Source organism: Bradyrhizobium sp. sGM-13 (assembly GCF_018398875.1).
GTDB lineage: Bacteria > Pseudomonadota > Alphaproteobacteria > Rhizobiales > Xanthobacteraceae > Bradyrhizobium.
The window spans coordinates 1-26,315 of the sequence record NZ_JAGWDK010000012.1 but is presented as its reverse complement, the minus strand read 5'-3'; the positions used below and the strand labels follow the sequence as shown (position 1 = coordinate 26,315).

Here is a 26,315-nt window from a genome sequence, read left to right as displayed (position 1 = left end):
CCTCTCAGAAGTGATGCACCCCTAGCGCCGAGAATGCGCCGTCATGCGGCTCATGGCCATCCATCGTCGGCTGGCCCAGAAAGCCGAGCTGCAGCGGGATCGGGTGCAGCAGCGACGTCGGTATCGCGCCCGCGGTGTCGAGCAGCGGTATGTCGTGCTGCGCGGCGCCGGAGAAATCCGCCGTGCTGGATGTCAGTTCGGAAAGATTCGTCGTCAGCGGTTCGAGCAGGCTGGGGGCCGGTGCGTCATGGATCAGGCCGGTCACCGTGCCGACCAAGCCGTCGAGGAGATGGCTTGCAGTGCCGGTCACGGTCGCCGTCAGTTGCCCTACGGTGGCACTCACGCTTGTGATCGTACTCGATACCGTTGCAAGCGCGATGTCGACGACCCCGGTGAGGCTGTCTGCAAGGTTGTGAACGGACGCGCCAAGATCAAATGATGGTGGCGCAATGCTGCTGCCCGACGGCGCGCTGCCTGTGCCTGCCGATGGCGCGTGATCCAGAGCTGCTCTGAAGCTCGATAGCACGGACGCCGATGTAAAAGCCTGCGTGGCGAGCACGTCGCCTGATGGAGCTTCGGCGAGCATCGCGGTCGTATCTTGCGGCGTGTCCGTTGCTGTGGCGTCGGCGTGGACCGCAGGCGAAAGCTCGGCTGCCGGAGGTTCGATCGTGCCGGCATGCTGGTCGTCATGGCCGAGTGTGGGATAGGCCGGCTGCAGCGCGGCCGGGACGATCGCTGCCGGAGGCGGGTGCAGGGCAGCCGGCTGCGCCGCGCGGGCTTCCCCCTCGTGCTCCAGGCGGTGCAGCGCGGTGTCGGCATCGTTGAGCAGGCCGAGCAGCATGGTGGCGAAGGCAACCGATTCGGTTGCCGCGAGATGACGGCTACGCTCAGCTTCATCGGAGCGGCGGGCGTTCTTGACGGCGTCGGCCATGGCCATCTCCTCCTCAGCGCTCGCGAAACGCACGGGTGATCTCGTCGCGCAGCGGACCGAGCAGATATTCGAACAGGGTGCGCGGACGCGTCGGCACGATCACCTCGGCCGGCATGCCAGCCTGCAGGTCGATGCGCGACTTCTTGACGTCGTCGGGATCGAGCGCGACCTCAACGGCGTAATAGCCCTGCCCGGATTTGTCGTCGGTCAGGCGGTCGGCGGACACCGTGTGCACGGTGCCGTAGAGCCGGGGACGCTCGATATAGTTGACGCCGGTGAGTTGCACCTCGGCACGGTGGCCGACGGCGACGTCGTTGATATCAGAGAGTTTCAGTTTTGCGGCGGCGATCAGCGGATTGTCGGTGGGCACGATGTCCATCAGCCGCGCGCCGGGCTGGATTACGCCGCCCTCGGTAAAGACGTCGAGGCCGACCACCGAGCCGGTCGCCGGCGCCGTGATCCGCGTGCGGACCAACACGTCCGTGGCGGCGTCGATCTTGGGCGTCAGTTCCGCGAGCTTGTTTTCGGTCGTGCGCAACTGGTCGGTGATCTCGCTCATCCGCGCGCGTTCCACCCTGGCGATCTCGAGGTCATTCTGCGCGATCTGCTGCTGCATGCCGGCGATGCTGGCCTGCTGCGCGCCAATATCGGCCTTCAGCCGGGCGTCCTCGCGCTGCAAAGCAAGGATGCGGGTCTTTGGCGTATAGCCTTGCGCGAACAGATGCTGCGCGCCGTTCATCTCGTCGGTCAGCAGTTCCCGCTGTTTCTCGGTGCCGGCAAGCTGTGCCTGCGTGCCCGCGATCTGCGCTTCGAGTTCCTTGATCTTGCCGCGCAGTACCGCCGTCTCGGCGGCGAACTGGTGCTTTCGCGCCGCCATCATCGCGGTCTCGTTGGCCATGGCCTGGCGCGCCGCGGATAGTTCGCTGCGCGCGCGGAGATGTTCGTCGAACTCCGGCGCATCTTTTCGGTCGCGTTCGGCGACCAGCCGTGCGCGCGCGGCGAGCGCAGCGTCGCGATCGGCCGCGAGCACGTCGAGCTTGGCGCGCGGGTCGCTGTCGTCGAGCCGGATCAGGAGCTGACCTTTTTCGACGCGCGCGCCGTCGCGCACGGTGAGCTGGCGCACGACGCCGCCATAGGGGTGCTGCACGCTCTGCCGCCGCCCCTCGACTTGGAGGTTGCCGCTGGCAATCGCTGCGCCGGAGATCGGCGCGAGCGTTCCCCACATCGTCATCGCGGCAAGGAACGCCGCCACCACGCCGGCACCCAGCAGCGCCGGTCGCGAGGGGCGTGCGTAGCGCGCACGGTCGCGCATCGGGGCGAAGCCGTCGCCGATCGCCGTCATGACGCGCGCCCCGCGGCGGCCTGCTGGAGCGCGTGGTAGACCTCGCCCGGCGGACCCAGCATGTCGAGCATGCCGCCCCGCAGCACCATCATGACGTCGACGATATCGAGGATGGTAGTGCGGTGGGTGATCACGATGATGGTGGCACCCTCGCTCTTGGCCTGCAGTAGCGCCACCTTCAGCGCCTCTTCGCCGGGGGCATCGAGATTGGCGTTGGGCTCGTCGAGTACGAGCAGCGGCGGGCGGCCGAGCAGTGCGCGCGCCAGCGCCAGACGCTGGCGCTGGCCGCCGGACAGGCCGACGCCGCCGGGACCCAGTCGGGTATCGTATTGCTTCGGCAGGTCGAGCACCATCTCATGAATGCCGGCGCGCTTGGCGGCGTCGATGATCTCGTCCGTCGATGCGTCGCCGAAACGGGCGATGTTCTCGCGCACGGTGCCGGCGAACAGGCCGACGTCCTGCGGCAAATAGCCGACATGGCGGCCGAATTCGAGCGGGTCCCAATGGCTGTAGTCGAGCCCGCCGAAACGCAACCGTCCATCGGCAGGTAGCATGGCGCCCACCAGAAGGCGAGCCAGTGTGCTCTTGCCGGAGCCGCTCGGGCCGACGATGCCGAGCGCCTGGCCGCCGCCAAGCTCGAACGTCAGGTCTCTGATGACGGGCTCCTTGCGCGCTGGCAGCAGGCAGCGCAGTTCGCGGACCTCGATGGTGTTGCGCGCCCGTGGCACGATGGTGTGCGGCGGCGTCAGGTCGATCTCGCCGAGCAGCTCGCGCACTTCCGCATAGGCCTCGCGCGCGCCGATGAACTGCTTCCAGGTGCCGACCGCCTGTTCCACCGGGACCAGCGCCCGGCCCATCACGATGCTTGCGGCGAAGATGGTTGCCGGCGTGATCGCGTGGTCGATGGCGAGCCAGGCGCCGGTGCCGAGCATCAGTGATTGCAACAGCAAGCGGAAAAAGCGGATGGAGGAGGTCATTACCGCGTTCTTGTCGCTGGCAAGCGCCTGCTGCACCAGCATCGACGAGCGCTGGCTCTGCCAGTTGCGCTCCACCGCCGGCTGCATGCCCATCGCGCGGATCACGTCGGCGTGGCGCAGGATGTTTTCGGTGAACACGTAGGACTGGTTGCCGGCGGCCTCGGCTTCCTTCATCGGCTCGCGGGTCATCACCTCGTTGAGACCGGCGAGGCCAAGCAGGAGAACCGCGCCAATGGTCGCGACGATGCCCAGCAGCGGATGGATGAAGAACAGCAGCATCAGATAGATCGGGATCCACGGCAGGTCGAACGCGAAATAGATGCCGGGGCCGGTCACGAAGGTGCGGAACTGATCGAGATTGCGCAATTGCTGCGCGCCGCGCGATGCGCCGCGCTGCGCTGAGCGCACCACCAGCGCCTCGAACACGCGTGCCGACAATTCCATGTCGAGGCGGATGCCGCAGCGGATCAGGATGTACGAGCGCACCGCGTCCAGCGCCGCCATGGTGAGCAGTGCGATCGCCAGGATCAGGGTGAGGAGGACGAGCGTGGAGACATTCTCGTTGAGCAGCACGCGGTTATAGACCTGCATCAAGTAGAGCGGCGAACTCAGATAGAGCAGGTTGATGGCGCTGGAGAACAGCCCGGCCCAGAGGAATTGCGGCCATAGCGCGACCAGCGCCTGGCGAACGTCATCGATCCGTCGCGCCGGCGCGACGGAGTCGTCAAGGGCGGTCAGCATGCCCGTAGGCATTCGGCAATCACCTTAAGCGAGTTGACGTGAAGCGAGTTGGCATGAAGCGAGTTGACTTGGCGCTGCGCGATCTACTCGTGCAGTGCATATTATTGTTGGAGACGTGGCGTGGGGATGCGCTCCCCACGCCGCGCGGTTTTGAAATGTCCGAACTCAACTGGAGTTAGGCGAGGCCGTGGAGCAGGCCGCCGACATCGAGATGGCCGACATCGGCGCTGGCGCCGATCAGAGTAGGTGCGGAAACCGAGGCGTCGACACCGTTGAGCCCTGCCGAGAGGTCGATGCTCGGGTTCGTCTCAACTACTGCGCCGAGATCGAGCGTGTTCGACAAGTCCGCCGTGCCGCTGGCGCTGGCAGAAGCGCTACCGCTGGCGCTTGCGCCGCCAAGTACACCGGTGGCGGTCCCGAGCAGGCCATCGACGGTACCAAGCAGGTTTCCGAGTAGTGCAGCCATATAGTCAACTCCTATGAAGGTTGGCTGGAATGCGACGAACGTCGCGGGGCAAGAAGCCACGGGCGTCAGAAAGGTTGCGGACTCACATGCGGCGTTTTGGTGATGATTTGTTGGGAAGGGAACTTTCCGCTGTTGCCGGTCGGCGGTGGTCCGAGCATGATGTGAAGTCTGCTTTGTAAGATCTCCTTGGGAAGGTGTTTGGAAAGTCGATGCCGGAAGATAAAGCGGATGTTGTGGTGCTCGGCGCGGGTATCGTCGGGGTATCGACGGCGTTTGCCGCGCGGCAGCGCGGAATGTCGGTCGTACTCGTCGATCGGCGCGAGCCGGGCAGCGAGACCTCATACGGCAATGCCGGCATCATCAGCAGCGGCTCGATCACGCCGCTCAACAATCCATCGCTGTGGACGTCGCTGCCGAAATACCTGACCAACCGCCATGCGGCATTGCGTTGGAATCCGCTTTGGGCGGTGAAGAACGCGGGCTGGGTCGCGCGCTTTTTGGCCAATTCGGCCGTGTCGCGACTTGGGCCGCGCGCGACAGCGCTGCATGGCTTGATCGGTGCATCGGCTAAACTGCATCGAGAATGGATCGTGCAAGCGGGTGCGCGACATCGCATTCGCGAGACCGGCTGGCTCAGGGCGTGGCGCAGCGATGCGGTTCTCGCGGCGAAGCAGGAGCAGGCCATGCTGGCCGAATACGGCATCGCCAGCGAATGGCTCGACCGCCAGGCCATCTCCGCGCTCGAGCCGGATATTGTGCCCGTTTATAAAGTGGGCCTGCTGCACACCCGGACAGCCTCGGTCGACTCGCCAGGCGAGGTGGTCAAGGCCTATGCGCGGATGTTCGCGCACGCTGGCGGCCAGGTGAGGCAGGCGGATATCAAGGCGATCGTACTCGACGGCAATGGCTGGCGCGTGATGCTGGCCGATGGCGAGATTTCGGCGCGGCATGTGGTGGCCGCGCTGGGACCCTGGTCTGCGGAGATGTTGCGGCCGCTCGGCTATCGCGTGCCACTCGCCTTTGAGCGCGGCTACCACCGCGAATTCAAGTCGAACCCGGCGCGCTCCTTGCGGCGTCCGATCTATGACATCGACGGCGGCTTCATCATGACCCCGATGGAGCAGGGCATCCGCGTCACCTCGGGCGTCGAACTGACCGATCGCGATGCGCCGTCCTCGTTCGCCCAGCTTGACAAAGTCGTTCCGCTCGCGCGTGGCGTGGTCGAATTTGGCGATGCCGTCGGCGACGCATGGCGCGGCTCACGGCCGACGCTGCCCGACAGCCTGCCGATGATCGGACCAGCGCCTCGGCATGCCGGCCTGTGGCTTGCCTTTGGCAACCAGCACATCGGCTTCACGACCGGTCCCGCAACCGGCGCCGCCATCGCCGCCATGATTGCCGGCGCGCCCACGCCTTACGATGTCGCCCCGTTTGCGCCGGCTCGCTACATTTGAGACAACCGACTCTCGGCTCACGTTGCTCTCGAGCTGCAGCAGAGATTTTGGACGGCTGAGAGATCTTGCTATAGTCCCTCTCTATTTGCCGGCCGGCGCAAGAAAACCTGGCTTGGCTGCCATACCCAAGTATGATGGAACAAACGGCGCGGCCGTTCATTGACCGTTCATGGAGCGGATCTTCCTCGCCGTTATCGTCTCAGCCCTGATGTTGCTCATCGGGTCGGCGACGATGCTTGTCTACGGCACGAGGGAATCGGCAGCGCTGCTGCGTCCTCCGACACAGGAGCAAACGCCGGTTAAGCCGTCATCACTCGCGGTTTTGCCGCTCGGCACCGCGGCGGCGGGACGTCGGTAGGGATTTGCATGGTCCGCGGCTCCAGTCGCTTCGACCGCGGCGGTCCGGGAACCGAGAACTATCTCGATGTCGGAGACAAATATCGCCCCGAAGCAGCTTCAGCCCACGACCTTTCCACGACGTTTCCCCTGGCCCCAAGGCGCAGTCGCGCGCCGCCGCGCGGGATTTGACTGGTAAGGATGCGCCAGAACCTTATTATTCTCCACGTACGTCCTGCATGGATTGCGGGACAGGAGCAAATCCCGCCCGGCAACCAGGACAGGTAAAATGGGTGACCCAGAACAGGGTTCCGCGTCTGCTTCGCAGCAGGTCAATGATCTGTTCGATGCGCTCGATATCACAGAAGCGATTAACTCCCACGAATTCAGGCTCTTCCTCGATCGGTTACCGATCGCGGTGGTCATCTCCAAAATAATCAGTGGAGACCAGCGCATAATTTTTGCGAACAAGTCCTTCGAGGCGCTGACGGGACAAACCGCCTCGGAAATCAAGGGAAGAGGTTGGTCGGTCCTGGAGTCGTTCACGCTCGAAGGACAGCCTGATGTCACCTTCACCAAGTCGCTACTCAATTGCGATGACTTTATCGGGACGTTTCGGCGCGAGCAGCCGAAGCACTTATTGGTAGATGCATTTGCTGGCGTGATTCAAAACGAGGACGGAACGGAGGACTATCGCATCGTCGCGCTGATTGACATCACCGAGCGCGCAAAATCGCAACGTGAGGAATTTGAGCGGCAATTGCGCGATAAGGATCTTTTGCTGAAGGAATTGCAGCATCGAGTAAAGAACAATCTGCAACTGATCGCTGCCCTCATCCGCCTTGATATTCGCAACCAAAACAGCGCTGACCGGGCGGCGCTGGATCGTCTGGCTGGACGCATCGAATCATTGGCCATTCTCTACCGAGAACTTTCCGGCGACGGTCTTGGTCAAACCATCGACCTTGGCCAGTATCTTACGCAAATTGCGTCCGCGGTGACGCGTACCCACGGTCTTGACGGCGTCAGACTGGACCTCAAAGCCGACCAGGCTCCGATTTCAATCAACGTGGCGATGCCCGTGGGACTTCTCGTCAATGAACTGCTGACGAATGCATTCAAGTACGCCTTTGATGGCCGTGAAGCGGGCACGTTGACAGTCAGATGCCTGCAGGAGCGCGACGACTACTATCGGGTTGTGGTGGCAGACGATGGAAACGGACTTGCTGAAGGCGCCAAGTGGCCTATGCCCGGGAAGCTTTCAGCACTCATGCTCAGCACATTGACGGAGAACGCCAGAGCGGATTTCGATGTCGACAGCGCCCCCGGCAGGGGAATGCGCGTGAGCATCGGATTGTTCAAAGGCCTTGCACGTTGAGTGATCCGGCTGAGCTGATCCGGCTGCTCAATCAAGCGCAGTAGGAGATGAGCCATTGATCGCTCGCCGCCGGTCTTCGTGCCCCAGTTGCTCCGGGACGGCCGCCGCTCCCAAGCAAAGTCTTTGAATTCATTTGATTTTTTAGGGCGCGAAGGCATTGCCCCGATCGGACGTCAGAACTCCCGCCATGGCATGCACATTGCATTCGCCTCCATGGCGTGTACGGGCGCAACGCTCGCACCACATTTCTCAACGCCTCGATCGGGAACGCGGCACCGAGCCGCGGCTCCGCGCGGCTCGAATCGATCTTAGATGAGGCCAATACTCCAAGACGTGCACACCCTGCACGAAATATCGCCGCCTCTCTTGCAAGGGACAACTGTTTGATGACACCGTTACGTTCGCTTTGTTGTATGGCGGCCGATCTGAGAGTGCGCGTCCCGGGTCGGTCGTGGAGTCCTGATAGATGTTGCGTCTGATTGCCCGGCGTCTTGCTCTCGGTGTGCTGGTCGCGCTGACCGTCATGACGCTTGCATTCCTGCTGACGCGGCTGTCCGGCGACCTTGCGGTTTCGATCGCGGGTCCGCAGGCGACGCAGGCCGACGTCGAAATCGTGCGCAAGGCCTACGGCCTCGACCGCCCGCTCTATGTCCAGTTCTTCGCCTGGACCGGCCGCGCCATGGTCGGTGATTTCGGCCAGAGCTATTTCTTCAAGGACAGCGTGGCGAACCTGATCCAGAAACGCCTGCCGATCACGCTGACGCTCGGCCTGGTGGGCTTAAGCCTCGCCTTGCTGATCTCGCTTCCGCTCGGCATCCTGGCGGCGCTGCGCGAAAACACCTGGATCGACCGCGGCGTCACCCTGTTCACGATGGTTGGGCAGGCAGTGCCGAGCTTCTGGCTGGCGCTGATCCTGATGATCGTGCTCGGCCTGCAGCTCGGCATCCTGCCCATCTCAGGCACCGGCACCTGGCAGCATTTCGTGATGCCCGGCATCGTGCTTGCCTTCACCGCGATCCCGGCGCTGACGCGGCTGACGCGCTCCGGCATGATCGAGGCGATGGCCTCCGATTACATCCGAACCGCCCGTGCAAAGGGCCTGTCGCGGGCGCGCATCATCTTCAAGCACGCGCTGCGCAACGCCGCCATCCCCGTGGTGTCGATCGCCGCGGTCCAGCTCGGTTTCATGCTGGGCGGCTCGATCGTCATCGAAACGGTGTTCGCGCTACATGGCGTCGGCTATCTCGGCTGGGAGAGCATCGCCAAGAATGATTTCCCTGTCGTGCAGGCGGTGGTGCTGGTGCTGGCCGTGTTCTATATCGGTCTCACGCTCCTGGCCGACATCCTCAATGCGCTGCTTGATCCGAGGCTGAGGACGGGATGAGCGAGCCGATTGCCATTCAGGCGCCGCAGCCTTCGAGCATAGGCAGCTCGCGCATCGGCGCCGCCGGCTTTGCGATCGGGATTGCCATCGTCGCGCTCGTTGTTGCGGCGGCGCTCATCGGCAACGCGCTGGTGCCGCAGGATCCGTTCACCCAGGACCTCGGCAATCGCCTCAAGCCGCCATTCTGGATGGAGGGCACCGAGCCGGGCCATTGGCTCGGCACCGACCAACTCGGCCGGGACTATCTCGCGCGGCTGGTCTATGGCGCGCGCATTTCGCTCCTGATCGGCATCATGACGGTGATCACGTCGGGGCTGATCGGCATCACGCTCGGCGTGCTCGGCGGGTTTTTTGGTGGCCGCGTCGACGATTTCGTGCTGTTCGCCATCACGACGCGATTGTCGATCCCTGTCGTGCTGGTCGCGCTTGCGGTGGTCGGGCTGATGGGATCGGGCCTCGGGCTCGTCGTCGCCACCCTCGGGCTGTTGTTATGGGACCGCTTCGCGGTCGTCGCGCGCGCGACCACCATGCAGGTTCGCAACCACGACTACGTCAGTGCGGCCTGGTGCGCCGGCGCCTCGATGCCGCACATCCTGATCAAGGAGATTTTGCCGAACATCGCGAGCCATCTTGCCGTGGTGGCAACGCTGGAGATGGCGCTGGCCATCCTGCTCGAGGCTGCCCTGTCGTTCCTGGGGCTGGGCGTGCCGCCGCCGCTGCCGTCATGGGGGCTGATGATCGCCGAGGGCAAGGACTACATGTTCTTTTCGCCCTGGGTGATCATGATCCCCGGCGTAGCCCTGGCGGTTCTGGTGCTCGGCATCAATCTGGTCGGCGACGGACTGCGCAATTTGCTCGGCGCGGAGCGGCTGCGATGAGTGCGCTCTTGGACGTGGAAGAGCTTCAGGTAACGTTCAACCGCACCGCGGCGGTGCGCGGCGCCTCGTTCCGGGTCGAGAGGGGCGAGACTCACTGCCTGGTCGGCGAGTCCGGCTGCGGCAAGTCGGTGACCGCGCTGGCGGTGATGAGCCTGCTCGCCCGCGGCGGCCAGCGTTCGGCGAAAAAGATGAGCTTCGCCGGCGCCGACCTCACATCGCTCTCGGACCGTGAGATGGCGCGCCTGCGCGGCAACCGCATGGCGATGATATTTCAGGAGCCGATGACGAGCCTCAATCCGGCCTTCACCATCGGTTCGCAAATGGCGGAGGTGATGACGCGCCACAAGGGCGGCTCGCGCGGGGCGGCCCTCGACCGCGCCGCCGAACTGATGGGCCGCGTCGGCATCACCGCACCTGGCATGCGGCTCGGCCAGTTTCCGCACCAGCTCTCCGGCGGCCTGCGCCAGCGCGTGATGATCGCGATGGCGCTGATGTGCGATCCGGAACTGTTGATCGCCGACGAGCCGACCACCGCGCTCGACGTCACCGTGCAGGCGCAGATCCTGCGGCTGCTCGCCAATCTCAAGCGCGAGCTCGGCCTCTCGATCCTGCTGATCACCCATGACCTCGGTATCGTCGCGCGCGTCGCCGACCACGTGTCGGTGATGTATGCCGGCGAGGTGGTCGAGCGCGCGCCGACGGCGGAGCTGTTCCGCGCGCCGCAGCATCCCTACACACGCGGTCTTCTGTCCTGTGTGCCGGTGCCCGGCCGGGTGCAGCGCGACCGGCCGCTCGGCTCGATCCCCGGCGTCGTGCCGGCGATCGGGCCCGGCTTTGCCGGCTGCGCCTTTCGCTCGCGCTGCGCCCACGCCGACGAAACCTGCACGCGTGCGATACCGCGGCGTCGGGCGGGCGACGCGCATGATTATCTTTGCCGGCTCGAGCCGGACTGGGCGGAGCTGCAACCCGCATGACCGCCGCGATCGAGGTCGAGAACCTGCGGTGCGAATTCCGCGTCCACACCGGGCTGATGTCGGCGGAAAAGCGCGTGGTCGCGGTCGACGATGTCACCTTCAAAGTCCCGGCCGGTAGCGTGCTCGGCATCGTTGGCGAGTCCGGATGTGGCAAGTCGACGCTGGCTCGCCTGATCCTCGGGCTGCTCAAGCCGACGGCGGGAACCGTGCTGGTCGATGGCAAGCGCCTGTTCGACCTCGACCGTAAGGCGCGGGCGCGATTGATCCAGCCGGTGTTCCAGGATCCGTTCGCCTCGCTCAATCCGCGCCGGCGCATCAAGGATATCGTCGCGCTGCCGCTTGCCGCCCAGGGCACTTTCTCACGCGGCGAGATCGAGCGCCGGGTCGGCGGCATTCTCGAGCGTGTCGGCCTGTCGGCCGCGATGGGCGAGCGCATGCCGTCGCAACTTTCCGGCGGGCAACGCCAGCGCGCGGCGATTGCCCGCGCATTGGTGCTGGAGCCGCGGATCGTGATCTGCGACGAGCCGACCAGCGCGCTCGACGTCTCGGTGCAGGCGCAGATCCTCAATCTTTTGGCCGACCTGCGCCGCGACCTCGGGCTGACTTACCTTTTCATCAGCCACAATCTCGCCGTCGTCGAGCATGTCGCGAGCGAAGTCGCGGTGATGTACCTTGGCCGTTTCGTCGAGCGGAACGAAACCGACGCGCTGTTTCGCAAGCCCCGCCACCCCTACACCCAGGCGCTCCTGGAAAGCGTGCTGACGCCGGAGCCGGGCAAGGGCGTGCCGGACATCGGCCTCGGCGACGCCATGCCGGATCCGTCCAATATTCCGCCGGGCTGCCGGTTCAACCCGCGCTGCCGCATCGCGGTCGAGCGCTGCCGCCATGAAGCACCAATGCCCATGGCCCGCCCGCCCCGGGGAATGGTAGAATGTCACTTGGCATAGGGCGTGTTTTGCGCCGCCTTTAATAGAAAAATGGAGAGCGATATGCATATGCAAAAAAAGCTCGGCGTTGCAATTCTGGCGGCGGTTCTATCGGGTGTCGCTGCGTTGCCGGCGGCGGCGCAGAAATCAGCCGACACGCTGCGGATCGTGATGCGCGACGCGCTGCCCAACATCGATCCCTTCTATAACAATCTGCGCACCGGCGTGGTGATGCACCACCAGGGATGGGACGCGCTGGTCTACCGCAATCCCGATACGTTCAAGCTGGAGCCGCTGCTCGCAACCGAATGGAAGCTGCCGGATCCGACCACGATCGAGTTCACGCTGCGGCCCGGCGTCAAATTCCACGACGGCAGCGCGTTCACGGCCGACGACGTCGTTTACACCATCAACGTCGTCGCCGATCCGGCGAGCCGCGTCTCGACCCCGTCGAATTACAACTGGATCGACAAGGCGGAGAAGACCGGTGACCTTTCGGTGCGCGTCAAGCTGAAGCGGCCGAACCCGGCGGCGCTGGAATATTTCGCGCTGGTGCTGCCGATCTATCCCAAAGCCTATCGCGAGAAGGTCGGCGCGGAAGGTTACGCCAAGGCGCCGGTCGGCGCGGGTCCCTACAAGGTGACGAAGGTCGAGCCCGGCGTCTCCATCGACTTCGAGCGCTTCGAGGATTACTGGGCCGGCAGCCCCAAGGGCAAGCCGGCGATCAAGAAGATGAGCGTGCGATTTGTGCCTGATGCTGCGACCGAGATGACCGAATTGCTCGCCGGCCGCGCCGACTGGATCTGGAACATGAATCCGGACCAGCTCGAAGCCGTGAACCGGATGCCGCATCTGCAGGCGGTGCGCAAGGAATCGATGCGGATCGGATACCTCTCCCTGGATGCCGGCGGGCGCACCGGCGCCGACAATCCCCTGACAAAGCAGAAGGTACGCCAGGCGATCTGGCATGCAATCGATCGCAAGGCGATTGCCGAGAAGCTCGTCACCGGCGGCAGCCGCGTTCCCGCAGCGCCCTGCTTCCCGTCGCAGTTCGGTTGCGATGCCGAGGCCGCGGTGGCCTACGACTACGATCCGGCGAAGGCAAAGAAGCTTCTTGCCGAGGCCGGATATCCCGACGGCTTCGATGTGGAACTTGCAAGCTACGTGCTGCCGCAGTGGGGATCGTCGGTCCAGAACTACCTGCACGCAGTCGGTATCCGCGCCAAGCTCAACCAGCTCCAGACCGCGGCCCTGATCCAGCGCGCCAAGGCGGGCGAGCTGCGCGCCTATCTCGGAAGCTGGGGTAGCTACTCGATCAACGACGTCTCGGCCATCATGCCCAATTTCTTCGACGGCGGCGCCGACGACTATGCGCGCGATCCCGAGGTGCAGAAGCTGCTGTTGCAGGGCGGATCGACCATCAATCCGGAAGCACGCAAGGAGGCCTATTCGGCGGCGATCAAGAAGATCACCGAGCAGGCCTACTGGGCGCCGCTGCACACCTATGTGACGACCTACGGCCACTCCAAGCAGCTCGACTTCACGCCGTACCCGGACGAATTGCCGCGCTTCTATCTGGCGAAGTGGAAATAGAGGTTCTTGCCGCGTCGGCCGTTCAACCCCCGCCATGTGGACGCCGGGCTGCTTCCCGGCGTTCCACTTGGCGCGATCGAGCTAGAAAACGCGTCAAAACGAATCTAGAGCTTCGGTTCTGAATTCAATCAGAACCGATAATACTCTGGTCGCCGAACCGCTCGATAACATCCGCGAGTGCGATATGGCCGACACAAGCGCCTGTTCCCGAGCCGATATCTCCGCTCTCCAGCGCCGTTGCATAGATGACGGCGGGATCGGCCTCAATGCGCCGGCGCACCGCGGCGAGTTTTGGCCAGCGTGCCGGATCGGCGACTCGATGGAAGTCGAGCCAGCGCGCGACGCCGACCAGAACGCCGTCTGCCAGCGTCGGGCGCTCACCCATCAGAAAAAGATGCTCTCCGATCATGGCTTCGAGCTTGTCATGCCGCTCGATCACCCGCGCGGCGCCGAACTCACGTAGCGATGCCTGCATTTGCGGGTTCGGTTTCGCCATCTCCAGCGCCGCCCATAGCGGCGTGAAGGCGCCAGTGAAGCCCGTATTAACAAAGCCGATCAGTTGGTGCATCCGGTCTGCTTCCGGCGAAAGCGGTGCGAAGCTGATGCGTCGCTGGCTGTCTCTTGCCTCGAGCCAGGCGGCGATCGCCATCGTTTCGGTCAGCACCCGCCCTGCATCCGTGATCAGCACCGGCGTTTCATGCCGGGCATTGATGCGAGCATAGGAAGAATCGCGCATCTCGCCGAGCATATCAACACGGCAAAGCCGATAGGGTTTGCCAAGCCATTCAAGGGCGGCGACAAGCCCCATCGAGCTTCCGGCTGGGAAGCCATAAACAAGTATCGGTTCCATTGGTATGTTCTCCGTGATTTCTGCCGATCACGCTGCGCAGCGTGACTGGAAACTACGGATCGCGTTGCCCAAGTAAATTACGCACCTTTTTGTAACCACGAGTAGTCAGATGAAAGATCTCGTCTCCCGCTGTCCCATCGAAGAAGTGATGCAGGTCATCAGCGGTCGCTGGCCCAGTCTGCTGATCTATTATTTGAAGCAGGGCACAAAACGCTTCAGCGATCTGCGCAGGGACAACCCCACCATCTCGCACAAGATGCTCACTCTGGAGCTTCGCAAGCTGGAGGACGCCGGCATTGTCGAACGCAGTGAATTCGAGGGATATCCGTTGCGCGTGGAATATGATCTGACGCCGGCTGGTCTCAAGCTCGTGCCGCTGCTTGATGCCCTGGGTAGCTGGTGGGATGCGACAGCCGCTGGTCGCAGTCAGGGCAGCACGTTGCCGGTTGAGGTGACAAAATGACGTCCGGGCTATGCGTCAGCTCTGCGGCAGCCTTCATGCTGACGAACTCGACCGTATTTTACAGCTCATCCCAGTCGATCAGCATCGGTGCTCTCCTGTTTGGCCGGGCTACGCCGCTTCCCTCTCGCGCTGCCCAATCAGACCGCATCTAAGCTTTCGGCGTGTGATTGTCAGGCTGTGAATCTCTCGTCACATGCACGCCCGGCCTTTGCCCCGCATTCCACTTGCCGCCGATCGCGCGCTCGATCTGCGCCGCTAGCTGCAACAACAAGCCGTCATTGGCCTGCTTCGCGATGGCCTGGATGCCGAGCGGCAGGCCGTGCTCGTGGGTGGCGAGCGGCAGCGAGATCGCCGGGATGCCGCAGAGATTGGCGAGCGGGGTAAATGCAAAATTGCGCCAGAGGTTACCGAACCAGTCCAGCACGTCGGGATTGTCGCTGATCGTGAGATACTCGGTCGTGCCGACCTTTGGCGTCGGCAGCGCAGTGATCGGCGTTAGTATAATATCCCACTCCTCGAAGAACGCGCCGAAGCTGCGTGAGGTCGTGTTGAACACCGCCTGCATGCGGGCTCGGTCCGCGTAGGACGTGTGTCGGCCATGCTCCCAGATCCGGATGTTGATCGGCTCAATCAGATCTTCCGGCGGCTGTTCGAGGCCGCGCGCGGCCAGCATGTTGGAGATCACCACGGCAAAATTGCTGATGTAGCAGGTGGTCTGCGCCGCGAAGGCTTCGCCATAGTCCAGATCGGGCAGCGCGTAATCGACGTGATGCCCGAGGCCCTCGAGAAAGCGTCCGGCCTTCTGCAGCTCGGCTGCGATATGCGGCGTCGCGCGATAATCACCCCACTGATACGATAGCGCGATTTTCAGCCGGGCAGGATCATGCGTGATCATCCGCGTATACGGCTCCGGCGGACTCCAGAACGGCATGAATTCGCCCGGCGCCGGACCGCGGCAGGCATCGACGAAGGCTGCGGTATCGCGCACCGTGCGCGACTGGCAGCCTTGAATCGAAACCAGTCCGCTCAAATCAGAGAGGTGCGGCGACAGCGAGAACACGCCGCGCGAGACTTTCAGTCCGATATTGCCGTTGACACCGGCGGGAATCCGGATCGAGCCGCCGCCGTCGGTCGCGTGCGCGATCGGCACCGCGCCGGCGGCGACCATCGCTGCGCTGCCGGCCGACGATCCGCAGGTGGTGTAGTCGGTATTCCAGGGGTTGCGAGTAACATAGACGGCGGGATTGTCGGCCGAGCTGCATACGCCGAACTCGGGCGTGGTGGTACGCCCGATCAGATTGAGCCCGGCGGTGCGCATCTTCCGCGTCAGGAACGTGTCCGCGGTGGCGCGATTGCCGCGCATGAACAGCGAGCCCATTTCCTGCAGCCGGCCCTTCAATGTCGGACCGAGGTCTTTCATCAGGAACGGAAGTCCGGCAAAGGGACCATCGAGATTGGTGCCGTCGGTGGCGGGATCGGCGACCGCATCCTCGAACACTTCGACGACGGCCGAAAGTGGGGGATCGACCTTGGCGATCGCATCAGCCGCCTGCGCCGCCAATTCCTTTGCCGTGAGCTCGCCCTTCGCCACGCGCGTGGCCAGCGCCACGCCATCGTGCTGCGCCCACTCGTCCCAGCTCATCGGCAAATTCATGCAATCGGTCTCCTCGGAAAATAGCTCGGACATTAGAACATGATTGGGAAAAGGCGGAACTGTTTTTCACCGGCCCGCAGATCGGTTCATTGTGATCTTCCCGCCGGCCGATGAGCAGCTGCGTCTTCCGGAACGGAAATCTATGCTGCGCACGATGATGCCGGGAGGAGTGCCTTCAAACTCTCGGGCCAGGAATTTGCGGGACACCGCATGCGTCGATCCGGTCCGGCAGCCGCGCGAACTGTTCCTGGCGCTGATCTGCCGGCGTGCGTGGCACGCGTTCAAGACTGGTGCGGCCGAACATCTGTTTGTTCAGGTCGCCTCTCCCGAGAGCCGGGTGAGGTAGGCAATCTCAGCGCATATCGGTTGTTGCCTTGGCGCCCGCCGCATTTGGTCGAATAAACCAGCCAACGCCTTGCATTCGCTGGCTTCGTAGCCACTTCGAGCAGGCAGCTGCCGGAAAGGGCTTTCGAGTGAAGATTCGCGTCGGATTCGAAATGATCTACGATTTCCCGCAGCCGACGCCGATGATCATGGTGCTCGGCACGCACTTCACCCGTGCGTCCGACGTCATCGTGCCGGATTTCCTCACCACCGACCCAGTCGTCGAGATCACTCCCTACCGCGACATGTTTGGCAATTGGTGCAGCCGCATGGTTGCCCCCGCCGGCCGCGTGCGTCTTGCGGCCGACGGCGTCGTTCGCGACAGCGGTCTGCCAGATCCCGTGTTTACTTCCGCCGTTCAGCACGCGATCGAGGATCTGCCCGCGGACACTTTGGCCTATCTGCTCGGCAGCCGCTATTGCGAGACCGACCGGCTTTCGGAAATCGCCTGGCAATTGTTCGAGAAAAAGCCACCGGGCTGGGCTCGAGTCCAGGCGATCTGCGATTTCGTCCATCATCACGTCGCCTTCGGGTATGAGTATGCTCGCGCCAGCAAGACGGCGTGGGAGGCTTACCAGGAAGGCAAGGGCGTCTGCCGCGACTACGCCCATCTTGCCGTTGCGTTCTGCCGCTGCATGAACATTCCCGCGCGCTATTGCACGGGCTATCTCAGCGACATCGGCACGCCAAAGCCATGGGCTGCAGGCGATTTCGCCGGCTGGTTCGAAGCCTATGTCGGTGGGCACTGGCGTACTTTCGATCCGCGCAACAACGTGCCAAGGATCGGTCGCATCCTGATTGCGCAGGGGCGCGACGCTTCCGACGTGCCGATCGCCCAGACCTTTGGGCCAAACACATTGGTCGGCTTCAAGGTCTGGACCGACGAGGTTGCGTGACAACGGCTGCCGCGCATCGACCTGCTTGATTTGAACTGCGACCAATCGGGAAAGGAACTCGGATGAAAACGACTCTCGCCGTGCTGGCACTATGCGCATGTGCGTCGGGCGCTCTTGCCGCTGCGCCAGAGTGCCGCGCGATCGACAACGCCAATGCGCGCCTGTCGTGCTACGACGCCGCGCATCCTCCGAAAAAGGAAAAGCCCGTTATCTCCGAAAAAGACCCGTCGCGAGCCGTCTACAAAGATTCTTTCAGCGCAGAAGACGCCAGGACCAACGTCAAGCTGAAGAATATCTGCCGCGGCTGCTGAGATGGAGGCCCCGGCCGGTAGAGGGCCTTTTCTTCGCACAGGCGATAACGGCGCGACAGCCAGCTTTGCTAGCTCAACAAGGTACGCACCCTCATGGCGGCATCGTAGATCTGGACCTGAAGCATCGGATAAGCGGTCTTCAGCTTTCGACCGGAGACCTCGGCAGCCTCGATCGTATCGAACTCCGACTTGAAATGGCCGTCGACAATCGTCGCGAACCCTTCGGTCGGAGGCCTGTCGGCCCGCACCGCCTTCTTCTGCTCTGGTTCTTCAATTGAAAGCACGGATTTTTTCATCGTCATTCCTCGCGCGTTCACCGCGATGATTGATCTGCGTGGAAGCTGGTTTCAAAAGCCGCGGTTGGCGCATCGCGATGCGCGTCTTCCGCACTGCGGCGCTACCACTGGACAATAACTGCTCCAGCGATAAGGAGACCAAGAACAACTGGTACCAGGATTGGAGGTACCAGCCACTCTCGCAGATTGAATTGTTGGCTGGTGGACATATTAACCGCCCCTCGTGTGGCGGGAGTACAAGACTCTCAGTCACCGATAGCAGCCAATGAAGGGGCGGTGATGTGCATAGCAGACGCTCTTTTCATGACGATGTCGAGCAAAATCCCAAAACGAAGGCAAGGGTCAGCGTTCGTTCCGCATCTTTCCGATAGCGAGAGAGCAGCGTGATGTGGAGCTGGGATCGATTTCCAGTCGCCTATGCCGTCCTCGGCGTGCCGTCTTGCACTATATCGACCGCGCGCGAAGCAAAATGGTTGCTATTGGGTGCGGCAGTATCCATATGAGCAACAGCGTAACCGGTTCCGCAACAAGGCGTGTCCGGCAGGCGCGACGCTTAGCCACACATCCTGCTGATGATATCGGCCAACGGCATGTCGCTTCGACGTGCGCGTCATGGGTCAGGAGATCCTATGCCCATCGAACACGCGTCCGTACGAGCCATGCCCAAGCCCTGGGGCGTCAGCAATCTCCAGCCATGGAGCAGCATCGACGGTACCGGGGGTGCGGTGGGAGAGCTTTGGTTCGAGCGCGCCGACAGCAATGCACCGCCTCCTGCCTTGCTTCTCAAGTTGCTGTTCACCAGCGCGCCATTGTCGATCCAGGTCCATCCGGACGATACGTTTGCGCGCGCAATGGGGATGCCGAACGGCAAGAGCGAGGCATGGTACATCATCTCAGCGGAGCCGGGCGCGCAGATCGGCGTCGGTCTGAATCGACGGATCACACCACAGGAACTACGGACGGCAATCACGAATGGCTCGATCATTGATCTGGTTCAATGGCGTCCGGTTGCGAAAGGCGATGTCATCTTCATTCCGGCTGGGACCATCCACGCTATCGGCGCCGGCATCGTGCTCGCCGAGATTCAACAGCGCAGCGATACGACATTCCGCCTGTTCGACTACGACAGGCAGCGTGAACTGCACATCGACAATGGCGTCGCAGTCGCGAACATCGCCCCGCTTCGACCTCCACGTCATCCAGTCCGCCTGACTCTTGAGCGGACGGTTCTGGTCGCGAGCCAGCATTTTGTGCTTGAGCGGCTTGAGTTACCCGAGGGATCAAGCTGGGCGCTGCTCGCCGATTCGGAGACTTGGGTTCTCGCTCTCGACGGCCATGCGGCGATCGGATTGGCCGCGCTGTCCGTCGGGCAGGCGATCTTCGTCGGCGGCGGTCGTGCCAGCATCGAAGTCGGTGCCAACGGGCTAACCGCCCTGGTCGCATATCCCGCAAGCGGTCCGATCGGCTCCCTTTTGCACAGGCTTTCCGGGCAATCGATCAAGCCTGTTCGGTCCGTTGCTTCCGACGTGACGAAACTCACCGGCCTGGCCGAGGCGCACACGTGACGCCGCTACGCAGGATCGCCGTGATCGGCAATTCGTTGCCTCGCCGCTGCGGCATCGCGACATTTTCGACCGACCTGCAACGCGCAATCTCGAATTCGGAGCCAAACCTGCAAACCTGCATCGTGGCGATGACCGACCACGATCAGACCTACGACTATCCGGCCTCGGTCGCGTTGCAGGTCAAGGACGCCAGCGTCGAGGAGTATGTGGCCGGTGCGGCGTTTCTCAACGCCGGCCGGTTCGACATCGTCTGTCTGCAGCACGAGTTCGGAATTTTCGGCGGCGAGGCCGGGGCTCATATCCTGGAACTGCTGTCGCGCGTTACCATGCCGGTCGTCACGACGCTGCACACGGTGCTGGCCGCACCGACCGCGGCTCAGCGCGCGGTGATGGAGCGCATCGTCGAGATGTCCTCGAAGGTCGTAGTGATGGCCAACAAGGGCCGTGAACTGCTGCGCAACGTCTATAGCGTGCCGGACGACAAGATCGAGGTCATAGCCCATGGCATCCCCGACTTTCCGCTCGTCGCGCCGGACGAGGCAAAGGCCAAGCTCGGATTCAGCAATCGGTCGGTCATTCTGACGTTCGGCCTGCTGTCCCCCAGCAAGGGCATCGAGGTCATGATCGACGCCATGCCCTCGATCCTGAAAAGACGGCCGGACGCGGTCTATGTGGTACTTGGAGCAACGCATCCCAATCTGGTTCGTGACCAGGGCGAAGCCTATCGCGGCAGCCTGATGGCACGCGTGCGCAAACTTGGTGTCGAGGATCACGTCGTATTCCTCGACCAGTTCGTGGATCAGGCCACGCTGCTCGAGTTCATTTCAATGTGCGACGTCTATGTCACGCCCTATCTCAACGAGGCGCAGATGACGTCGGGCACGCTGGCCTACAGCTTCGGCCTCGGCAAGCCGGTCGTCTCAACACCTTATTGGCATGCGCGCGAACTGCTGGCCGACGGCCGCGGCGTTCTCGTTTCCTTTGGCGACGCGATGGGGATCGGCGACGAGATAGCGGGCCTGCTTACCGACAGTCCTCGCCGTCAGGCGATGCGCGAGCGCGCCTACGCTGCCAGCCGATCGATGACATGGGAGCGCACAGCCGAGCGTTACATGACCACCTTCGACAATGCACGACACGGCCACCGGCTGAAGGTGATCGCGCGTGCCCGACCGGACGCAATCGCGCCGCACCGCCCGGCCGCGCCCGACATGCAATTGGGCCATTTCCTGTCGATGTGCGACGATACCGGCCTGTTTCAGCACGCCGTGCATTCGGTACCTGATCGCGCGCACGGCTACTGCGTGGACGACAACGCCCGCGCGTTGCTGCTGGCCTGCGCGCTCAATGAACCGGGCGAGCACCCGCTTTCGGAAAGCCAGACGGGCCGCTTTGCCGCCTTTGTGCAGCATGCGTGGAATCCCGATACCAGACGCTTTCGCAACTTCATGGGTTTCAACCGGACCTGGCTCGAAGATAAAGGCTCCGAGGACAGCCACGGGCGAACTCTGTGGGCCCTGGGCGAATGCGCGCGGAAGGATGCCAGCCGGTCACGGCGTCGATGGGCGGCGGCCTTGTTTGCCGAAGCCCTGTCGACCGCCGCGGCCTTTCGTTCGCCTCGCGCAATGGCCTTCACGCTGCTCGGCCTCGACGCCTATTGTGCCGTAACGCCGGATGACCGGCGCGCCCGCGAGATTAGGCATTCTATTGCCGACACGCTGGTGTCCGCCCTCGCTTTGGTCGAGACGCCGGACTGGGTGTGGTTCGAGGAAGGGCTGGCGTATGACAACGCCCGACTGCCGCAGGCCCTGATCGCTACGGGCTTTGCAACGCAAACGCCGACCTATATCGATGCTGGCTTGAGAACCCTGCGCTGGTTGATGACACAGCAGACGACGTCAACCGGGCATTTCCGTCCCGTGGGTACGACGAGCTTCGGACGACTTCGAAAGCCTCCTGGCGCGTTCGATCAACAGCCGGTGGAAGCCAGCGCGACCATTGCGGCATGTCTGATCGCCTGGCGGGCGGACGGCGATGCCGAATGGAAGGCGATCGCGGCCAGGGTTTTTTCCTGGTTTTTCGGCGGCAACGACCTGTCGGTGGCGCTGGTCGATTCCGATACCGGCACTTGCCGCGACGGGCTGCATCCTCACCGGGCCAATGAAAATTGCGGCGGCGAGTCGGTCGTGTCCTATCTGTTGGCGCTGGCCGAGATGCGCCAGCTTGCGCGCGTCAATGTCAACCCGACGAACCCAGTAGCGCTTCGCGCCATCGGCGCTTGAATAAGCGTCTGCTCACGCAAACCCGAACCGAGGGCATCTTGTTACAAGCCACTTTTCTCAATCGGCGGGCACTCTATCTGCGGCCTGATCCTGCGCGCGTGATCGTGCGCCCGTTCAAGCCGGCGACCGAACCGCGCGATCTCAACCCGACCGACAAGACACGCGCCAATCATATTGTCGAGCGCGTTCTCAATCTCGATTCGCAGGCTGCAGCCGCCCAATTAGCGGACGTGCTGGAGAATTTTCAGGGCCGGCACCGCAACTTGCTAAAGACGTTTGAGCTGCGTGCCGATGAGATGGAGGAGGCGCTGCTGGCGCACTCTACGTTTTCCGAAGTGCAGCGCCAACTGATCGGCGCCTACTTCCTGCACGAATATTCCTTCGAAGCGTCGGCACTGTTCAATCCAAGCATCGTGCCGCACCCCGACCAGTCGGGAATCCGGAGCGGCAGTCTGCGCTTCATTCTGAGCCTCCGCGCCGTCGGCGAGGGGCATGTATCGTCGTTGACGTTTCGCGCCGGCGCGATCGCGGCGGATGGCAGCATTACAGTCGATCCGACTGCCCGGCTCGCTACGAGTCCCCGGATCACGCACCGGACCGCCGGACCGAGCGGCGATGAAGTCGATGTCGTTTTCGAGCTAGCACCGGACATCAGCGAACGGGTGATCTTTCCGGTGACGGAGTCGCAATCGAACGGCATCGAAGACGCGCGCTTCGTCCAGTTCAGCGATGGCGGTCGGACGACCTATTACGCAACTTATACCGCCTATAAGGGCACTGCCATCCGATCGGAGTTGATCGAAACCGCCGACTTCCTCTCGTTTCGGATGACGCCGCTGCAAGGCGCAGCCGCGCGCAACAAGGGCATGGCGCTCTTCCCGCGGAAAATCGATGGCAGGTACGCCATGATTGCGCGACAGGACAACGAGAATCTCTATCTGGTCTATTCGGACGATCTCTACAGATGGGAAGGCGGCCAGGCGATCCTGCAGCCGCAATTTCCCTGGGAGTTCGTGCAGATCGGCAACTGCGGATCGCCAATCGAACTGGAGGAGGGCTGGCTGATGCTGACGCATGGCGTCGGTCCGGTCCGGAAATATTCGATCGGCGCGGCGCTGCTGGACAAGCGTGACCCCTCCAAGTTGCTGGCGCGTTCGCGTGAACCGTTGCTGCGACCCGAACCATCCGAACGCGAAGGCTACGTTCCCAATGTGGTCTATACCTGCGGGGCGATGACGCACAACGGTCAACTTATTTTGCCTTACGCCGTCTCGGATACGTACTCAAACTTTGCAACAATCGAAATTTCCGCGCTGATGCGATCGATGTCCTGAATCACAAATCGCGCGGTGCGATCCGCATTTGTAAGGAGAGCCCATGGCTCGCGAAACAAGCTACTTTGTTCAGGCCTTCGATGCCGGCCGGGGAGGAAACCTGAAAGCGGGCGTTCCGATAGCCTGCAAAACGGCAACGGCCGCGCTTCGCACCGCGGAGCGGCTGGCCGAGAGCAAGCTCGGGGTTGTTGCCTTCTCATCCACCGGTGACCCCGAGATGGGCGACTATGACGACGAGCCGACGGTCATCTTCCGCAAGGGAGAGCTGCCATCGGCCTTCGATTGAGACAGGCCCGACAAATTTCCGCGGATCGGGCCATGTAGACCGCTTCGAGCTGGACGCGACGGGATTACGTCAGCGCCCCTTCCGCAATCGCGCTGGAGGTTGGGATAAGGTCAAGTGCGAGCATAGCCACCGGCAGGCGTTCGCGGGCGTCTCCGCGGCGTTTTAGCGCTCGCTATTGCGGCGACGCGAGCCTAGAGTTGATCATCACCGCGTTTCCCACGGCGTCTATCGGTGACTGAGGGCTAGCAACGCTCACGCCCCGACGAACGGAGCGCTTTGTTGTCCCAAGGTTGCTTGGCTGCCGACCGGACCGTCCCGCCGGCAATCGTTCCGCCGCTTCTTCCATTGTTGGTGTCGGCCGTGGCATTCCTGCATGGATAGGACGAGCGAACTGCATTACCTGATCAGCGGCAACAATCAATTTGGCCGGGTCAATCTTAGCCGTGCGGCGGTGGGGGCTGCCGTCAAGAAGGCAAAGGAGCTTTTGCAGGAAGGTTATTTGGACGTGAGGATATCTACGCCCCGGGGCCGGATCCTGTTATCCGATGAGTTCGATCAGCTTGAAGAATAGCGGGGCGTTCACAAAAGGTCCGGGAGGCAAGCCATGAGCAGACCCTTCAAGACCGCCGATGAGCTCCAGGATATGATTGTCGAGCAGGCAAGGATTCTCCATGGTCCCTGGCCTTCGGGGATGACAATGTTTGTTTTCGACGATGCTTACGGATGGAGCGCGAGCATCAGTCGGCCAGCGTCCGAGGGCGACGAATTCTATCGTACCCGCACGCTCGATCTGATCAGGACATTGAAGGTCAGATATGATCTCGACGCGCCTCGGCTCTAGTCGACAACGATATCTAGCCGGATCTGCGTGGTTCTGGCATCACCATCAACCCAGGAGATCGACATGGCCAAAGGCGAGCAACGAGGCAATCGGGAAGCCAAGAAACCCAAGAAGGAGAAGATCAAGATAATTGCCGCAGCACCGAGTCAGAAGGCCGGAGGCTGGCAGCCAACCTTGGGTTCCGGTAAGAAGAAATAATGTTCGGTGCTCATTGGCGGAGACAGAAAACCGACTTCTCCCGCGGTCGCATGCCCTATCGGCGCATGCTGAGCGGGGCTAACCGACGATCGCGCCCAGCATCAAACCTCGATCAGCCGCACCTTGGTGCCCCAGGGATCGGCGGTCTCGACGCCGTTCGCGATCGCAACAGCCGGCTCGCCGGCCTGCCGCAGGCGCTGCTCCTGCGCCTGCAGTAACTCTGGCGTCGCGACCTCGAGCGAAAACCATGCAAGTCCCGTGGCCGCATCATCCCGCCGGCCGGCGCCGGCGCTCTGCCAGACATTGATGCCGAGGTGATGGTGATAGCGGCCCGACGACAGGAACGCGGCGCCGGTGCGCTTGCGGGTCGGGTCGAAGCCGATGGCGCCGCCATAGAAGCGGTCGGCCTGTTCGAGGTCGCCGACGCGCAGGTGCATGTGGCCGATGCGAAGGCCGTCGGGAGCACCGGCATAGTTGGAGATGCGCGGATTCGTCAGCGTCAGCAGGCCGTCGATATCGAGCGGGTCGGTCGCCATCGCGACCGTGCCGGCATCCCATTTCCAGCTTTCGGGCGCGCGGTCGGCGTAGACTTCGATGCCGTTGCCTTCGGGGTCGTCGAGATAGACGGACTCGCTGACGAGATGATCGGCAAACCCGGAGAGCGGCACCTTGTTCGTTGCGGCGTGCACCAGCCAGCGCGCGAGATCCTTGCGGGTCGGCATCAGGAAGGCGGTGTGATAGAGGCCCGCGGCATTCCGCGCCTCGGTGGCGGCGCCCGCGCGCAGCGTGAGATCGAGCAGCGGCACGCCGCCCGCGCCGAGGCGGGCGCCGGTAGCCGTACGCTGCATGACGGTGAGCCCGATGGCATCGCGATAGTAATTGGTGACGAGATCGAGGTTACGCACGCGCAAGGTCACCATGCCGATTCGCATCGGCGTGCGGTTGGCGAAGGTCGGCCCGGCAGCGCCGTCGGCCGCTCCTTCCGCCAGCGCTGCCGCCGTGGCGGCCGCGCTCAGCGACGAGGCGCCGGCCAGGTGAAGGAGGGTGCGGCGGGTCAGGTCGATGCTCATGATAGCTCCGTTTTTCGATCGGCTCAGCGAAGCAAATCCCGCGCCGGTTCTATACTCCGCAACGTCGCAACAGGGCCGGCCGGACCATCGTTGCAGCAGAACGTTTTGCTCCGAGCAAGCGATTTTTCAGCCACCGTAGGCTGGGCAAAGCGAAGCGTGCCCACCATTGCAGCCTCCAGTGCAAGTGATGGTGGGCACGCGATCGCTTTGCCCACCCTACAAACTGCAAACTGATTTGCCTCGCGCCCAAGCGAAATTTCAATGCGTGACTGCGGCAAAGCAACGCGACGGGCAAATGACTTCTGATTTTCAGAAATCGTGTCAAGCCCAGGAATCAAGAATATTCCGCTTAACTTGTCACGCAAATCAGTCGCATATTTCCGCCCGTCTCACGGCAGATGAGGGGCGTTGGCCATCGTCACGAACGTGCGGTGAGATGCGATGGACGCGGATGGCGCGCTAGACGTACGCGCAGGAAGCGTACGGCGAAGTCGTGTGGTTCGGG

The 26,315-nt window shown here is 63.0% G+C and carries 26 protein-coding genes; 17 read left to right on the top strand and 9 right to left on the bottom strand.

The features are described from left to right. Window positions 1-4: 4 nt before the first annotated feature. The 4 genes from KJQ96_RS19555 to KJQ96_RS19540 form a co-directional block, all read right to left on the bottom strand. A complete protein-coding gene (locus tag KJQ96_RS19555; RefSeq protein WP_213288194.1) occupies window positions 5-931 on the bottom strand; it encodes a hypothetical protein in 927 nt (308 codons plus the stop codon). A 13-nt stretch (window positions 932-944) separates the two neighbouring features. Then, entirely contained in the window at window positions 945-2,273 is a 1,329-nt protein-coding gene (locus KJQ96_RS19550; RefSeq protein WP_213288193.1) for an HlyD family type I secretion periplasmic adaptor subunit, read from the bottom strand. After that, complete coding sequence (locus KJQ96_RS19545; protein ID WP_249734242.1) at window positions 2,270-4,003, bottom strand: type I secretion system permease/ATPase; 1,734 nt, start codon at window positions 4,001-4,003, stop codon at window positions 2,270-2,272. The genes KJQ96_RS19550 and KJQ96_RS19545 overlap by 4 nt, the downstream gene beginning before the upstream one ends. Window positions 4,004-4,166: 163 nt before the next feature. After that, complete coding sequence (locus KJQ96_RS19540) at window positions 4,167-4,457, bottom strand: hypothetical protein (RefSeq protein ID WP_213288192.1); 291 nt, start codon at window positions 4,455-4,457, stop codon at window positions 4,167-4,169. Between the two features lie 209 nt (window positions 4,458-4,666). Between KJQ96_RS19540 and KJQ96_RS19535 the strand changes: the two genes are divergently transcribed. From KJQ96_RS19535 to KJQ96_RS19505, 7 genes are all read left to right on the top strand, one after another. Beyond that, complete coding sequence (locus tag KJQ96_RS19535; RefSeq protein ID WP_213288191.1) at window positions 4,667-5,911, top strand: FAD-binding oxidoreductase; 1,245 nt, start codon at window positions 4,667-4,669, stop codon at window positions 5,909-5,911. Window positions 5,912-6,536: 625 nt separating this feature from the next. After that, the gene (locus KJQ96_RS19530) at window positions 6,537-7,625 is read left to right on the top strand and encodes a sensor histidine kinase (RefSeq protein ID WP_213288190.1); all 1,089 of its coding nucleotides are present in this window, start codon (window positions 6,537-6,539) and stop codon (window positions 7,623-7,625) included. A gap of 466 nt (window positions 7,626-8,091) precedes the next feature. After that, on the top strand, window positions 8,092-9,009 hold the full coding sequence (locus KJQ96_RS19525; protein ID WP_028347963.1) for an ABC transporter permease: 918 nt from the start codon (window positions 8,092-8,094) through the stop codon (window positions 9,007-9,009). After that, entirely contained in the window at window positions 9,006-9,887 is an 882-nt protein-coding gene (locus KJQ96_RS19520) for an ABC transporter permease (RefSeq protein ID WP_213288189.1), read from the top strand. The genes KJQ96_RS19525 and KJQ96_RS19520 overlap by 4 nt, the downstream gene beginning before the upstream one ends. Beyond that, entirely contained in the window at window positions 9,884-10,861 is a 978-nt protein-coding gene (locus tag KJQ96_RS19515; RefSeq protein WP_213288188.1) for an ABC transporter ATP-binding protein, read from the top strand. The genes KJQ96_RS19520 and KJQ96_RS19515 overlap by 4 nt, the downstream gene beginning before the upstream one ends. Continuing rightward, window positions 10,858-11,808 carry an ABC transporter ATP-binding protein gene (locus KJQ96_RS19510; protein ID WP_213288187.1) on the top strand — a complete coding sequence of 317 codons (951 nt, stop codon included), beginning with the start codon at window positions 10,858-10,860 and terminating at the stop codon, window positions 11,806-11,808. Before KJQ96_RS19515 ends, KJQ96_RS19510 begins: the two co-directional genes overlap by 4 nt. A gap of 42 nt (window positions 11,809-11,850) precedes the next feature. After that, window positions 11,851-13,380, top strand: coding sequence for an ABC transporter substrate-binding protein (locus tag KJQ96_RS19505; RefSeq protein ID WP_213288186.1), 1,530 nt, complete (start codon window positions 11,851-11,853; stop codon window positions 13,378-13,380). Between the two features lie 124 nt (window positions 13,381-13,504). Here the strand turns inward: KJQ96_RS19505 and KJQ96_RS19500 are convergent, their stop codons facing one another. Then, on the bottom strand, window positions 13,505-14,230 hold the full coding sequence (locus tag KJQ96_RS19500; RefSeq protein WP_213288185.1) for a glutathione S-transferase family protein: 726 nt from the start codon (window positions 14,228-14,230) through the stop codon (window positions 13,505-13,507). Between the two features lie 109 nt (window positions 14,231-14,339). On the opposite strand from KJQ96_RS19500, the gene KJQ96_RS19495 reads away from it, so the two are divergent. Then, complete coding sequence (locus KJQ96_RS19495) at window positions 14,340-14,693, top strand: helix-turn-helix domain-containing protein (RefSeq protein ID WP_213288184.1); 354 nt, start codon at window positions 14,340-14,342, stop codon at window positions 14,691-14,693. A gap of 148 nt (window positions 14,694-14,841) precedes the next feature. Here the strand turns inward: KJQ96_RS19495 and KJQ96_RS19490 are convergent, their stop codons facing one another. Further along, on the bottom strand, window positions 14,842-16,347 hold the full coding sequence (locus KJQ96_RS19490; protein ID WP_213288183.1) for an amidase: 1,506 nt from the start codon (window positions 16,345-16,347) through the stop codon (window positions 14,842-14,844). A 473-nt stretch (window positions 16,348-16,820) separates the two neighbouring features. On the opposite strand from KJQ96_RS19490, the gene KJQ96_RS19485 reads away from it, so the two are divergent. Then, window positions 16,821-17,627, top strand: a complete 807-nt coding sequence (locus KJQ96_RS19485) for a transglutaminase family protein (protein WP_213288182.1) — start codon at window positions 16,821-16,823, stop codon at window positions 17,625-17,627. A 62-nt stretch (window positions 17,628-17,689) separates the two neighbouring features. Continuing rightward, window positions 17,690-17,938, top strand: coding sequence for a hypothetical protein (locus KJQ96_RS19480; RefSeq protein ID WP_213288181.1), 249 nt, complete (start codon window positions 17,690-17,692; stop codon window positions 17,936-17,938). A 68-nt stretch (window positions 17,939-18,006) separates the two neighbouring features. Here the strand turns inward: KJQ96_RS19480 and KJQ96_RS19475 are convergent, their stop codons facing one another. After that, window positions 18,007-18,234 (bottom strand): hypothetical protein, encoded by a 228-nt coding sequence (locus KJQ96_RS19475; protein ID WP_213288180.1) that lies wholly within the window; start codon window positions 18,232-18,234, stop codon window positions 18,007-18,009. 629 nt (window positions 18,235-18,863) lie between these two features. Here KJQ96_RS19475 and KJQ96_RS19470 point away from each other — a divergent pair. The 7 genes from KJQ96_RS19470 (at window position 18,864) to KJQ96_RS41390 (ending at window position 24,740) form a co-directional block, all read left to right on the top strand. Further along, entirely contained in the window at window positions 18,864-19,799 is a 936-nt protein-coding gene (locus KJQ96_RS19470; RefSeq protein WP_213288179.1) for a class I mannose-6-phosphate isomerase, read from the top strand. Continuing rightward, window positions 19,796-22,081, top strand: a complete 2,286-nt coding sequence (locus tag KJQ96_RS19465) for a glycosyltransferase family 4 protein (protein ID WP_213288178.1) — start codon at window positions 19,796-19,798, stop codon at window positions 22,079-22,081. The genes KJQ96_RS19470 and KJQ96_RS19465 overlap by 4 nt, the downstream gene beginning before the upstream one ends. A gap of 38 nt (window positions 22,082-22,119) precedes the next feature. Continuing rightward, window positions 22,120-23,415: a glycoside hydrolase family 130 protein gene (locus KJQ96_RS19460; protein ID WP_213288177.1), complete on the top strand. Its 1,296-nt coding sequence runs from the start codon at window positions 22,120-22,122 to the stop codon at window positions 23,413-23,415. Window positions 23,416-23,458: 43 nt separating this feature from the next. Next, window positions 23,459-23,701, top strand: coding sequence for a hypothetical protein (locus KJQ96_RS19455; RefSeq protein WP_213288176.1), 243 nt, complete (start codon window positions 23,459-23,461; stop codon window positions 23,699-23,701). Window positions 23,702-24,074: 373 nt separating this feature from the next. Next, window positions 24,075-24,272 (top strand): hypothetical protein, encoded by a 198-nt coding sequence (locus KJQ96_RS19450; protein ID WP_249734240.1) that lies wholly within the window; start codon window positions 24,075-24,077, stop codon window positions 24,270-24,272. 33 nt (window positions 24,273-24,305) lie between these two features. Next, window positions 24,306-24,542 (top strand): hypothetical protein, encoded by a 237-nt coding sequence (locus tag KJQ96_RS19445; protein ID WP_213288175.1) that lies wholly within the window; start codon window positions 24,306-24,308, stop codon window positions 24,540-24,542. Between the two features lie 63 nt (window positions 24,543-24,605). Beyond that, window positions 24,606-24,740: a hypothetical protein gene (locus KJQ96_RS41390; protein ID WP_256441625.1), complete on the top strand. Its 135-nt coding sequence runs from the start codon at window positions 24,606-24,608 to the stop codon at window positions 24,738-24,740. A 101-nt stretch (window positions 24,741-24,841) separates the two neighbouring features. Here KJQ96_RS41390 and KJQ96_RS19440 read toward each other — a convergent pair whose 3' ends face one another. Further along, the gene (locus tag KJQ96_RS19440) at window positions 24,842-25,810 is read right to left on the bottom strand and encodes a VOC family protein (protein ID WP_213288174.1); all 969 of its coding nucleotides are present in this window, start codon (window positions 25,808-25,810) and stop codon (window positions 24,842-24,844) included. A gap of 23 nt (window positions 25,811-25,833) precedes the next feature. Further along, a complete protein-coding gene (locus KJQ96_RS19435; protein ID WP_213288173.1) occupies window positions 25,834-26,175 on the bottom strand; it encodes a hypothetical protein in 342 nt (113 codons plus the stop codon). Window positions 26,176-26,315: the final 140 nt, after the last annotated feature.

Coding starts and splice junctions, on each gene's coding strand:
- KJQ96_RS19555 (WP_213288194.1), bottom strand. CDS start 931: ATGGCCGACGCCGTCAAGAACGCCCGCCGCTCCGATGAAGCTGAGCGT.
- KJQ96_RS19550 (WP_213288193.1), bottom strand. CDS start 2,273: ATGACGGCGATCGGCGACGGCTTCGCCCCGATGCGCGACCGTGCGCGC.
- KJQ96_RS19545 (WP_249734242.1), bottom strand. CDS start 4,003: ATGCCTACGGGCATGCTGACCGCCCTTGACGACTCCGTCGCGCCGGCG.
- KJQ96_RS19540 (WP_213288192.1), bottom strand. CDS start 4,457: ATGGCTGCACTACTCGGAAACCTGCTTGGTACCGTCGATGGCCTGCTC.
- KJQ96_RS19535 (WP_213288191.1), top strand. CDS start 4,667: ATGCCGGAAGATAAAGCGGATGTTGTGGTGCTCGGCGCGGGTATCGTC.
- KJQ96_RS19530 (WP_213288190.1), top strand. CDS start 6,537: ATGGGTGACCCAGAACAGGGTTCCGCGTCTGCTTCGCAGCAGGTCAAT.
- KJQ96_RS19525 (WP_028347963.1), top strand. CDS start 8,092: ATGTTGCGTCTGATTGCCCGGCGTCTTGCTCTCGGTGTGCTGGTCGCG.
- KJQ96_RS19520 (WP_213288189.1), top strand. CDS start 9,006: ATGAGCGAGCCGATTGCCATTCAGGCGCCGCAGCCTTCGAGCATAGGC.
- KJQ96_RS19515 (WP_213288188.1), top strand. CDS start 9,884: ATGAGTGCGCTCTTGGACGTGGAAGAGCTTCAGGTAACGTTCAACCGC.
- KJQ96_RS19510 (WP_213288187.1), top strand. CDS start 10,858: ATGACCGCCGCGATCGAGGTCGAGAACCTGCGGTGCGAATTCCGCGTC.
- KJQ96_RS19505 (WP_213288186.1), top strand. CDS start 11,851: ATGCATATGCAAAAAAAGCTCGGCGTTGCAATTCTGGCGGCGGTTCTA.
- KJQ96_RS19500 (WP_213288185.1), bottom strand. CDS start 14,230: ATGGAACCGATACTTGTTTATGGCTTCCCAGCCGGAAGCTCGATGGGG.
- KJQ96_RS19495 (WP_213288184.1), top strand. CDS start 14,340: ATGAAAGATCTCGTCTCCCGCTGTCCCATCGAAGAAGTGATGCAGGTC.
- KJQ96_RS19490 (WP_213288183.1), bottom strand. CDS start 16,347: ATGAATTTGCCGATGAGCTGGGACGAGTGGGCGCAGCACGATGGCGTG.
- KJQ96_RS19480 (WP_213288181.1), top strand. CDS start 17,690: ATGAAAACGACTCTCGCCGTGCTGGCACTATGCGCATGTGCGTCGGGC.
- KJQ96_RS19475 (WP_213288180.1), bottom strand. CDS start 18,234: ATGAAAAAATCCGTGCTTTCAATTGAAGAACCAGAGCAGAAGAAGGCG.
- KJQ96_RS19470 (WP_213288179.1), top strand. CDS start 18,864: ATGCCCATCGAACACGCGTCCGTACGAGCCATGCCCAAGCCCTGGGGC.
- KJQ96_RS19455 (WP_213288176.1), top strand. CDS start 23,459: ATGGCTCGCGAAACAAGCTACTTTGTTCAGGCCTTCGATGCCGGCCGG.
- KJQ96_RS19450 (WP_249734240.1), top strand. CDS start 24,075: ATGGATAGGACGAGCGAACTGCATTACCTGATCAGCGGCAACAATCAA.
- KJQ96_RS19445 (WP_213288175.1), top strand. CDS start 24,306: ATGAGCAGACCCTTCAAGACCGCCGATGAGCTCCAGGATATGATTGTC.
- KJQ96_RS41390 (WP_256441625.1), top strand. CDS start 24,606: ATGGCCAAAGGCGAGCAACGAGGCAATCGGGAAGCCAAGAAACCCAAG.
- KJQ96_RS19440 (WP_213288174.1), bottom strand. CDS start 25,810: ATGAGCATCGACCTGACCCGCCGCACCCTCCTTCACCTGGCCGGCGCC.